Origin of the sequence: Pseudomonas sp. NPDC012596 (assembly GCF_042902325.1) — a bacterium.
Lineage (GTDB): Bacteria > Pseudomonadota > Gammaproteobacteria > Pseudomonadales > Pseudomonadaceae > Aquipseudomonas.
Genome location: NZ_JBIBEB010000013.1, coordinates 174,329 through 181,919 on the forward strand (window position 1 = coordinate 174,329; position 7,591 = coordinate 181,919).

The 7,591-nt window shown below is 62.6% G+C and carries 6 protein-coding genes and 1 pseudogene; 2 read left to right on the top strand and 5 right to left on the bottom strand.

The features are described from left to right. Positions 1-87 precede the first annotated feature (87 nt). Complete coding sequence (locus tag ACFY68_RS17250; protein ID WP_387529618.1) at positions 88-591, top strand: hypothetical protein; 504 nt, start codon at positions 88-90, stop codon at positions 589-591. Between the two features lie 42 nt (positions 592-633). Here the strand turns inward: ACFY68_RS17250 and ACFY68_RS17255 are convergent. From ACFY68_RS17255 to ACFY68_RS17270, 4 genes and pseudogenes are all read right to left on the bottom strand, one after another. Next, positions 634-855, bottom strand: a pseudogene (locus ACFY68_RS17255) (transposase domain-containing protein); the annotation flags it as partial. A 328-nt stretch (positions 856-1,183) separates the two neighbouring features. Then, positions 1,184-2,719, bottom strand: coding sequence for a DHA2 family efflux MFS transporter permease subunit (locus ACFY68_RS17260; RefSeq protein WP_346613051.1), 1,536 nt, complete (start codon positions 2,717-2,719; stop codon positions 1,184-1,186). After that, positions 2,716-3,909: an HlyD family efflux transporter periplasmic adaptor subunit gene (locus ACFY68_RS17265; RefSeq protein WP_387529621.1), complete on the bottom strand. Its 1,194-nt coding sequence runs from the start codon at positions 3,907-3,909 to the stop codon at positions 2,716-2,718. Before ACFY68_RS17265 ends, ACFY68_RS17260 begins: the two co-directional genes overlap by 4 nt. A 30-nt stretch (positions 3,910-3,939) precedes the next feature. Beyond that, on the bottom strand, positions 3,940-4,413 hold the full coding sequence (locus ACFY68_RS17270; RefSeq protein WP_387529624.1) for a MarR family winged helix-turn-helix transcriptional regulator: 474 nt from the start codon (positions 4,411-4,413) through the stop codon (positions 3,940-3,942). 267 nt (positions 4,414-4,680) lie between these two features. Between ACFY68_RS17270 and ACFY68_RS17275 the strand changes: the two genes are divergently transcribed. Then, positions 4,681-5,688, top strand: a complete 1,008-nt coding sequence (locus tag ACFY68_RS17275) for a FecR family protein (protein ID WP_387529627.1) — start codon at positions 4,681-4,683, stop codon at positions 5,686-5,688. A 4-nt stretch (positions 5,689-5,692) separates the two neighbouring features. On the opposite strand, the gene ACFY68_RS17280 is transcribed toward ACFY68_RS17275, so the two are convergent. Next, entirely contained in the window at positions 5,693-7,012 is a 1,320-nt protein-coding gene (locus ACFY68_RS17280) for a Na+/H+ antiporter family protein (RefSeq protein WP_387529630.1), read from the bottom strand. Positions 7,013-7,591: the final 579 nt, after the last annotated feature.

The following is a 7,591-nucleotide window of genomic DNA, read 5'->3' on the forward strand; positions in this document are numbered from 1 at the left end:
ACCGCAAACCTCATCAGCTGATCGCCAGAGTGCTAATGGTGATGGCTTACACCCTGAGTCAAATCACATCCATAAAGGACTTTTTTCATGCGTAAATTTCTCCGTTTGCCAGTCTCGAAAGTAACCCGTATGACGCTTCTTTCGCTCATTGCACTGACCTTTGGCACGACAGCAACGGCGGCTGATTACGCCTGTGACGGATTTGTCGGTAGTTTCTCCAATCGTCCCGATAATCTTCGTCCCGAGAATGAAGCAACCGTGAAAATCGTTAAAGATGGCAACGGCTTTGCAATTCTTGCCCAAGGTGACTCACCTGACGACTGGGAGCGCTTGCCGCTGAAGGTTGGCGTACCCGAATATATACAGAATGAGATGCTCGCGGAGGGAAAAAAAATGACTCCGCTAACGTGCGCATTATCAGCTGAGGGGGTTTTACTCTGGCAGTTTCCGGCCGGTAGCCCAGACAACCCTTCTGAGAGCAAAAGCCGCAACCGTTCCCAGTACCCGCAAAAGACCCCTTATATTATGATCGTCAACGGGGGAATGGCTGCTGGGGAAGGTGGACTATACCGAATTAGAACAGAGGATTAATCCCGCCTAGGGTAAGCGTCCGCCTAACTCACCTTACGTAAGTTAAGCAGGCACCCACTGATGCGGCAACAGTTGCCCGATCTCACTGGCCCACTGTGTTGGCGACCGCGTCAGCACATCTTTGAGATAGGCATACGGATCATGCTCATTCATACGCGCCGACTGGATCAAGCCCATGATTGCAGCCGCCCGTTTACCACTGCGCAGGGACCCGGCAAACAGCCAGTTCGAGCGCCCGAGTGCACATTGCCGTATCTGGTTTTCGGCGATAAAGGTGATCGCGGCCGCTTAAAAATACGCGGACACCATCGCCCTTGAAGCTGGAGTTCAGAAGGTGAGTTCGCCGGACGCTTACGCACCCACCCCTAGCGGTGGGCTTGGCGGTCTTGCGCCGGTGAGATCGAGCGCCGCCCGCTCGGCGCATCGCGGATGAATCAGCTCCTACAGTTTTGAGTCATGCGGTAGGGCTGGCAACCCTGGCCTCACAGGATTGACTGGCCCGGAACAAACCGTAGGAGCGGATTCATCCGCGATGCGCCGCACGGGCGGCGCTCGATCTCACAGGCAGCAAACGCGCCCAAGGCGAACTCGCTCAATGCCCCGCCGAAGCCGGCCCCGCCTTCGCCGTAAACGGCGGCTTGGCAAACCACACCAACAGAATCAACCCGGCAAACACCCAGCCCATCAAGGTGAAGTAATCCACCGTCGACATCATGTATGCCTGCCCATTGAGTATCTGCTCCAGCTGCGCATAACTCTGCGGGCTGGCCCCGCCCAGTTGCTCCAGCGTGTGCCGCGTTGCCGGGTCGTACTGGCTGATGTGCTCACTCAGGTACGCATGGTGCTGGTCCGCCCGGCGAATCCAGATCCACGTGGTCAACGACGCCGCAAAACTACCGCCCAGCGTACGCAAGAACGTCGCCAGCCCCGAGCCATCGGCAATCTGCTGCGGCGGCAAATCCGAGAGCAGGATGCTCAAGGTCGGCATGAAGAACAACGCCACGCCGATCCCCATGAACAGCTGCACCAGGGCAATGTGCTGGAAGTCCACCTCGTTGGTGAACCCTGCACGCATGAAGCAACTGGTGCCGATCGCCAGGAAGGCCAGCCCTGCCAGCACCCGCAAGTCGAAGCGATGCGCGTATTTGCCCACGAACGGCGACATGATCACCGGCAGCAAGCCGATCGGGGCCACCGCCAGGCCCGCCCAGGTAGCGGTGTAGCCCATCTGCGTCTGCAACCACTGCGGCAGGATCAGGTTGATGCCGAAGAACCCCGCATAGCCCCCCACCAACACGATCGTGCCGATGCGGAAATTGCGGTGCGCGAACAGCCGCAGGTTGACCACCGGGTGGCGGTCGGTCAGCTCCCAGATGATGAAGATCGCCAGGAACACCACCGAGATCAAACTGCCGACAATGATGAACGACGATTCGAACCAGTCCAGGTCATTGCCCTTGTCGAGCACCACCTGCAACGCGCCCACCCCGACGATCAACGTCAGCAGACCGATGTAGTCCATCGGCTGGCGGCTGGTGACCACCGGCCGCGTGCGCATTTGCTGGCGCACCACGGCAGCGGCGAACAGGCCGATCGGCACGTTGATGAAGAAGATCCAGGGCCAGCTGTAGCTGTCGGTGATCCACCCCCCAAGGATCGGCCCGGCAATCGGCGCCACCACCGTGACCATCGCCAGCAAGGCCAGCGCCATCCCCCGTTTGGCTGGCGGATACACGGCAATCAGCAAGGTCTGGGTCATCGGGTACAGCGGCCCGGCCACCACGCCCTGCAATACCCGAAAGCCGACCAGCTCCGGCATCGACTGGGCGATACCGCACAAGAACGACGCCAGCACGAACAGCAGCGTGGCCCAGATGAACAGCTTCACCTCGCCGAAACGCCGGCTGAGCCAGCCGGTCAGCGGCAAGGCGATGGCGTTACTCACCGCAAACGAGGTAATCACCCAGGTGCCCTGCTCGTAACTCACGCCCAGGTTGCCGGAAATGGTCGGCAACGCCACGTTGGCGATCGTGGTGTCGAGCACCTGCATGAAGGTCGCCAACGACAGGCCGATGGTGGTCAGCAGCAGGCTCGGCGGGGTGAACTGCGCCGCAGCGTTGTTGCTCATCGTTGCGCCGTCTTGCCGGTGGCACTGTTCTGGTGGATCAGCCGGGCGATCAGCTCATCAGCCTCGACCAACTGGCGGTCGTACACCTGGGTGGTGTAGCTGGCCTGCTGCGGTGGCTGTTGGGCCAAGGCCGGGCCGCTCTGGTCGTGCAGGTCGACCTCGACCACCGTGGACAGGCCGATGCGCAGCGGGTGGTCCTTGAGCTGGTCAGGGCTGAGGTGAACGCGCACCGGCACGCGCTGGACGATCTTGATCCAGTTGCCGGTGGCATTCTGCGCTGGCAGCAGGGCGAAGGCGCTGCCGGTGCCAGCGCCAAGGCTGTCCACCGTACCGCTGTACTTCACCTCGCTGCCGTACAGGTCGGCGCTGATTTCCACCGGCTGGCCGATGCGCATGTCGCGCAGCTGGGTCTCTTTGAAGTTGGCGTCGATCCACACCTCGTCCAGCGGGATCACCGCCATGGTCGCGGTGCCGGGCTGCAGGCGCTGGCCAAGCTGCACGGTGCGCTTGGCGACGTAGCCGGTGACGGGCGCCACCAGGGTGGTGCGGGCGTGGTCGAGGTAGGCCTGGCGCAGGTCGGCGGCGGCGGCCATGACTTCAGGGTGCGATGAGACCACCGTGTCATCGACCAGCGCGGTGCTGGTGTTGAGCTGCTGCTGGGCGCTGTTGACGGCGGCCTGGGCCACGGTCAGGTCATCGCGGGCATGGGAGATTTCTTCAGCGGCAATCGCGCCGCTGTCGGCCAGCACCTTGCGCCGGTTGTAGTTCTGCCGGGCCTTCTGCAGCTCGGCCTGGCGCGTCTGCAGCTGGGCCTTGAGCGAGTCGACGTTGCTGTACAGGCCACGCACCTGGCGCACGGTGCGCGCCAGCTTGGCTTCGGCAGCCTGCAAGGCCACCTCGCTGTCGGCCGGGTCGAACTGCAACAGCACCTGGCCTGCGTGCACCAGGTCGCCGTCATCGGCGCCAATGCTGGTGACGGTCCCGGTAACCAGTGGTGTGATCTCCACCACGTTGCCGTTCACATAGGCATCGTCGGTGCTTTCGTGCCAGCGCCCGATCAGGCTGTACCAGGCCCAGGCGCCAGCGCCGGCGAGCAGCACCACCAGCAGCAGGCCAAGCAGCCAGGCTTTGCGCTTGCGCGACGGTTCCGGTGCGGCGGAGGGGGTTGAGGTGTCTGCAGGAGTAGCCATGGCAATACCTTGGAAAATGCGTAACAGGGATCAACGATCGCCGAAGCGGCGGATCGTCAGAGGGTCGCCGGCACCGAGCAGGACCTTGGCCAGCAAGCTTTCGAGGGCCTTCAGTTCGTCGGGCTGGAGCACGCCGACCAGTTCGTTCATCGCCGCCGCGCCAATCTCCGGCAAGCGGTCAGCCAGGCGCTGGCCATCGGCGGTCAGGGCTAGGCGAACCTGGCGGCGGTCATCGGCGCAGCGGTTGCGCAGGATCAGCCCCTTCTGCTCGAGGCGGTCGAGCATGCGGGTCATCGAGCCGCTGTCCAGGCCCAGGTAGCGGCACAGTTCGGCCGGTGTATCCACCTGGTACTGGGTGACGATGATCAGCACCTTGAACTGCGCGGCGGTGACGCCCTCGGATTCCAGGTGCCAGTCGAGAATGCGGTCCTTGAGGATCGCCGCGCGGCCCAGAAGCATGCCGATGGCGCAGGACTGGAAGTTTTCCGGGGTGAAATGGGACATCGGCATCGGCTCGGGCAATTGTGTAAAAATATTACTGCCTAGGCAGTGAATGTCAAAGCTTTCATTAGGTGGCTATGCAAAAACCGTCAGCACCGCCCCGCCCCCCCCATCGCGGGCTGGCCTGGGTACAAGGGCGCGAAGCGTTCTCAAACGCTGAATATCCCTTGCGAAACCGACGAAAAACATAACTAACTGATAGTCATTCGCCATTACGTCGGTTCTCGGCAGCCCCTTGCAAGGGTAGAATGCGCAAAACCCGGAGCCGCAATGAACCACGACCGCCTCAACCCCAGCCCAGACGATGCCATCACCGACGCCGCCGCGCATTGGTGCATGCGCGTGCATGCCGACGATTGCACGAAGGTCGAGCGCGAGGCATTTGCTCGTTGGCTGGCGGCGGACAAGCGTCACGCCCACGAGTACCAGGTGATGCTGGAGATCTGGCAAACCGCCGACCTGCTGCCGCGCAACGCCACGGTCATCGACTTCAACCCGCCTGCGCGCCAGGTGGCGCGGCCGCGCAACTGGCGGCCAACGGCCTACGCTGCGGCGATTGCCCTGCTGGTGCTGCCCTTGGCTGGCTGGGTGGGCTGGGAGCAAGGTTGGCTGCCGAACCATTACCAGCACTTCGAAGCGGGCAATCAGGCGCAGACCGTACAGTTAAGCGACGGCAGCTCGGTGCAACTCAACCTCAACACCGAACTGACCTACCTTAATTACAAGGACCGGCGCCAGGTCACCCTCAAGCGTGGCGAAGCGTTCTTCAAGGTGCAGCACGACAGCGCACACCCGTTCATCGTCCGCGCCGGCCACGGGCAAACCCGCGTCACGGGCACCCAGTTCAACGTGTGGAAGTATCAGGACCAGGTCAAGGTCACCCTGGTGGAAGGCTCGGTGCTGGTCAGCAGCGACGGCAACTCGGGGGGGTACCGCCTGGGGCCGGGCATGCAGGCCAGTTATCGCACCGGCGACTTCGAGCCGCAGCTGGCCGAGAGCGACGATTACAGCAATAGCCTGGCCTGGCGCAGCGGCAAGCTGGTGCTCGACAACCTCAGCCTCGATCAGGCCTTGCCGGTCATCAACCGCTACCTCGCTGCGCCGCTGCTGCTGGCCGATGCCAGCACCGGGCGCATCCGCATCAGCGGCGTCTACAACACCAACGAAGTCGCCCGGCTGGTGGACAACCTGCCCAAGGTGCTGCCGGTCTACCTGACCCGCAGCAAGGACGGCAGCACCGTCCTCAACAGAATTTCCCCGCCGCCCGACAAGGGCTGAAGCCTCACAGCGTCATCGCCGCCAGCCAGCCGAATGCCAGCAATGGCAGGTTGTAATGGATGAAGGTCGGCACCACGGTGTCCCAGATGTGATGATGCTGGCCGTCGACGTTGAGCCCGGAGGTTGGCCCCAAGGTCGAGTCCGATGCCGGCGAGCCGGCATCACCCAAGGCACCCGCGGTGCCGACGATGCACACCGTGGCCACCGGGTCAAAACCCAACTGCACGCACAGCGGCACGAAGATCGCCGCCAGAATAGGCACCGTCGAGAACGACGAACCGATACCCATGGTCACCAGCAACCCCACCAGCAGCATCAGCAAGGCACCGATACCCTTGCTGTGGTTGATCCATTGCGCCGAGGTTTCGACCAGGCTGTTGACCTCGCCGGTGGCTTTCATCACATCGGCAAAGCCCGAGGCGGCGATCATGATGAAACCGATCATGGCCATCATCTTCATGCCTTCGGTGAACAGGTCATCGGTGTCTTTCCAGCGCACGATGCCGGACAACGAGAAGATCAGGAACCCGACCATGGCGCCGATGATCATCGAGTCCAGCCACAGCTGCACGATGAACGCCGAGGCGATTGCCAGCCCCGCCACCAGCAGGGTCAGCGGGTTGTACGCCACGCTCACCTGCTCCACCTGCTCGATACGCGCCAGGTCGTAGTCGCGCTTCTTGCGGTAGCTGATGAACACCGCCATCAACAGCCCGACCAGCATGCCCGCCGCCGGAATGGCCATGGCATGGGTGACGTTGACACCACTGATGTCGACACCGGCGCGGGCGACATTGGCCAGCAGGATCTCGTTGAGGAAGATGTTGCCAAAGCCCACCGGCAGGAACATGTACGGGGTGATCAGGCCAAAGGTGATCACACAGGCGATCAGCCGGCGGTCGATGCGCAGGCGGGTCAGCACGTACAGCAGCGGTGGCACCAGCAGTGGGATGAAGGCGATGTGGATGGGCAGGATGTTTTGCGACGATACCGCCACCACCAGCATCAGGCCGATCAGCAGCCATTTGACCTTGCCGCCGTTGGCGTGGCCCTGGCGGTCGATCATGGCCAGCGCACGGTCGGCCAACGCGTGGGCAAGGCCCGACTTGGCGATGGCCACGGCAAAGGCGCCAAGCAAGGCATACGACAACGCCACCGTGGCACCACCGCCCAGGCCACCGTTGAAGGCCTTGAGCGTGCCTTCTATACCCAGGCCACCGACCAGCCCCCCGACCAGAGCGCCAATGATCAGGGCGATGACCACGTGCACCCGCGACAGGCTGAGTATCAGCATGATGCCGACCGCGGCAATCACTGCATTCATGGTTTGGCTTTCCTCGTAGCTGCAGGCAAAAAAGCGCGCACTCTGACGCAGTGGGGTGCAGATGTCAAAACCGCCATGTCGCGGCAGATTACGCGGGGGCTTGATTTTAAATTGAATGGTTGAATAAAGAAAAAGAGGGGGTGGCCGATATAGGCGGATATGGCGGGGACTGAGAGGTGCCTGCCTTGAGGTTTTTTGTGCTCTGGAGATCGAGCGCCGCGCGGGCGGCGCATCGCGAAGCGCTTGCCTTGGGATCTTCAGCGCCCTTGAGATCGAGCGCCGCCCGCGCGGCGCATCGCGAAGCGCTTGCCTTGGGATCTTCGGCGCCATTGAGACCGAGCGCCGCCCGCGCGGCGCTTCGCGGGGCAAGCCCGCTCCCACATTTGTTGCAACGCGCCGTTCCAGACAGGCCATGGTTGTCCGCCTTAGCGCATGACCAAACACAGGTGAGGCGGCAGCAGTGCCAGCCGAAATATCTCGTCGAGCCAACAAGGCTGACAACTATGGCCTATCAGGCCATGGCACGTTGCAACAAATGTGGGAGCGGGCTTGCCCCGCGAAGCGCCGCGCGGGCGGCGC

Bases quoted from the DNA above. Each gene is read 5' to 3' on its own strand.
- ACFY68_RS17250 (WP_387529618.1), top strand. From the start codon at position 88: ATGCGTAAATTTCTCCGTTTGCCAGTCTCGAAAGTAACCCGTATGACG.
- ACFY68_RS17260 (WP_346613051.1), bottom strand. From the start codon at position 2,719: ATGAGCAACAACGCTGCGGCGCAGTTCACCCCGCCGAGCCTGCTGCTG.
- ACFY68_RS17265 (WP_387529621.1), bottom strand. From the start codon at position 3,909: ATGGCTACTCCTGCAGACACCTCAACCCCCTCCGCCGCACCGGAACCG.
- ACFY68_RS17270 (WP_387529624.1), bottom strand. From the start codon at position 4,413: ATGTCCCATTTCACCCCGGAAAACTTCCAGTCCTGCGCCATCGGCATG.
- ACFY68_RS17275 (WP_387529627.1), top strand. From the start codon at position 4,681: ATGAACCACGACCGCCTCAACCCCAGCCCAGACGATGCCATCACCGAC.
- ACFY68_RS17280 (WP_387529630.1), bottom strand. From the start codon at position 7,012: ATGAATGCAGTGATTGCCGCGGTCGGCATCATGCTGATACTCAGCCTG.